This is a genomic window from Bdellovibrionota bacterium (assembly GCA_035292885.1).
Taxonomy (GTDB): domain Bacteria; phylum Bdellovibrionota_G; class JALEGL01; order JALEGL01; family DATDPG01; genus DATDPG01.
In genome coordinates this window covers 1-2630 of the sequence record DATDPG010000074.1, presented here as the reverse complement: position 1 = coordinate 2630, position 2630 = coordinate 1, and the positions used below count along the sequence as shown (strand labels likewise).

At 59.0% G+C, this 2630-nt stretch carries 2 protein-coding genes; one reads left to right on the top strand and one right to left on the bottom strand.

Annotated elements, in window-relative coordinates; all coding sequences use genetic code 11:
* On the bottom strand, positions 1-518 hold a 518-nt coding region (locus VI895_05570; protein ID HLG19269.1), incomplete at its 3' end, for a hypothetical protein.
* Between the two features lie 48 nt (positions 519-566).
* On the opposite strand from VI895_05570, the gene selB reads away from it, so the two are divergent.
* Positions 567-2534, top strand: coding sequence for a selenocysteine-specific translation elongation factor (selB, locus tag VI895_05565; protein HLG19268.1), 1968 nt, complete (start codon positions 567-569; stop codon positions 2532-2534).
* Positions 2535-2630 lie beyond the last annotated feature (96 nt).

The following is a 2630-nucleotide window of genomic DNA, read 5'->3' as shown; positions in this document are numbered from 1 at the left end:
GTGGACTGTTCCCGGACCGCGAACGTGGCGAGCCGGTCGATCGCCGTCGCCATTTTACGGGCCAGCAATTTCAAACCGTCGCGGATCAACAAGATGTCCGCATTGTCCGTGACGTAGGCGCTGGTCGCTCCCAAATGAATAATCGGGGCGGCCCGTTTGCACTGTGCGGCGTATGCGTGAACGTGGGCCATTACGTCATGGCGGATTTCGCGCTCTTTCTTCTCCGCAACCTCCCAGTTGATCTTGTCGCGGTATTTCTTGAGTTGTTGAATCTGCGCCTTCGTCACCGGCAGGCCGAGTTCGTGCTCCGCTTCCGCCAAGGCAATCCAAAGCTGGCGCCAAAGACGGATCCGCTGTTCGCGCGAGAAAAGCTCCGCCATCTCGGGGCTGGCGTACCGGGCGACCAAAATGTCGCTTTTTTCAGCGTGGGCCATCGTGGGGCGCGAGACTTTATCGTATGGCACCTCGGCGTGCAACTTGGTGAATTCGAAGCGAAATTCGGATTTGGCTGAGGTCATTTCGAGTCCGATCTCGAAACTACTGAAGGACATGATAAGTATTCGCCGATGCGGCGACTTGTTTTAGGAACGGCGGGTCACGTGGATCATGGCAAGACGACGCTGGTCCGGGCATTGACCGGCGTCGACACGGACCGTCTTCCCGAGGAAAAGCGCCGGGGCATATCGATCGAACTCGGATTCGCGCCGCTCTACCTACGACCCGATCTGATGGCCGGCGTTGTGGATGTGCCGGGGCACGAAAGATTTGTCCGAACGATGATCCACGGCGCCACCGGAATGGACCTGCTTCTTCTCGTCATCGCCGCCGACGAGGGGATTCGCCCACAAACGAGGGAACATCTCGACATTTGCCGGCTCTTGGGAGTCGAACGAGCCGTCTGCGCCCTCACGAAAACGGATCTCGTGTCCCCGGACCGGGTGGCGGAACGGCAGGTCGAAATCGGTGATTTTCTGGATTCGTTCGGCTTCGCATCCTCTCCGATTCTCCCGGTCAATGCCACGAACGGAGAAGGACTTACACCCTTGCGCAACGCTTTGATCGCCTCGGCTCAAACCCTCCCCGTTTCCGCCGGCGACGAATGTCTCTTCCTGCCGGTGGATCGAGTCTTTACGAAACAAGGTTTTGGAACGGTCGTTACCGGTACACTCTCGGGCGCACCGATGAACGTAAACGACACCTTGGTGGCGTTACCTGAGGGGGCCGAACTCACCGTCCGCGGTATCGAAGTGTTCGGTCAACCGGTGCCATCGGTCGAGCCCCGAACGCGCGTGGCCATAAATCTCGCCGGACCGGATCGTTCGGCGATTCGACGCGGTCAAACTTTGGTACGCCCCGGAGAAGTGACGGCGACGAAGAAACTTCATGTGGAGTTCTTCGAACCGAAAGAGGAGTTCCGACGTCCGACGCAAAAGGAGCTGTCGCATATTCGGGCCTTGGCCGGCACGCAAGACGCAGCCGGACGTTTGATCTTGATGAACCCTGAAAGTGAATCGAAGCGATACGGCGAACTTCGGCTAGTGACTCCGATTGCCGTGCGCGCCCGGGACCGAATCATTCTCCGAACCGAAACACCGACCCGGACGATCGGGGGCGGCGTCGTCCTCGACCCCCGTCCTCTTCTGTCACTCCGAAAAGCGGAGCTATCCCAAATCGTGGGCGCGGCTCCTTCGCAACGCCTCACGCATTGGATCGATCAAGCCCCGCTTCGTCTTCCCTGCACGACCGGGTCGCTTGCACAACGGATCTCTTTTCCGGTCGAATCGGCGAGGCGCCAGTTGAGTCGGCTCGCCGATCGCCATGAGATCCGATCCATCCGGGAAGCTTGTTGGATCGCGCAAGAGAGCTTTGACGAACTTCGAACCAAGCTCAAAGAGGAGATCGACCGGCGCCAAGAAATGTCCGCCGCTCAGCTCCTCTCGAACTTCCTCCCCCTGGCGAGCAAACGGGTTCTCCAAGAAGTCATTGACGATCTCGTCTCCAGCGGCGAGATCCTTCGGACCCCCACTAAACTTCAGTCGAATACACGCGAGCCAACGAAAGCGCACCCGGCGCTCGACCGTCTCGAATCCGCCGGGCTTTCACCGCCCACGGTGAGCGAACTTGCTGCCGCGTTCGGCGAATCCGATTCAAAGATCCGTTCGCTCTTGGTGAAAGCCGAACAATTGAAAAGGGCGGTTCGTCTCGCCGACGATCTCTACTGCGCCCGCGGTCCCATCGACAAGATCATTCCCAAACTCGGAATTCATTTTTCGACTCAACCGACGTTGGCGATCGGCCATTGGAAGGCGCTCGTCGGCGTCAGCCGAAAGTTCGCGGTGCCGCTTCTGGAGTATTTCGACCGCGAGCGTTTTACGATCTGTCGGCCGGACCGTCTGAGAATTCCGGGGCCTCGCCTGTTGGAAAAGGCCGAAACTCAGAACGAAACGATTTTTTCGAGCAGCCTGTCTTCAAGGTCCCGAATCGCCGACTCACGGCCGGACACGTCGTTGAAAAGGAACGCAAACACGACTTGACCGCTGTGGGTCTGGGCTACGCCGGCCAGTGAGACCACGCCGGAAATCTGTCCGGACTTGGCTCGAACCTGCGCGGAGGCGTCGGAATTTTTGAGA

Coding starts and splice junctions, on each gene's coding strand:
- selB (HLG19268.1), top strand. CDS start 567: ATGCGGCGACTTGTTTTAGGAACGGCGGGTCACGTGGATCATGGCAAG.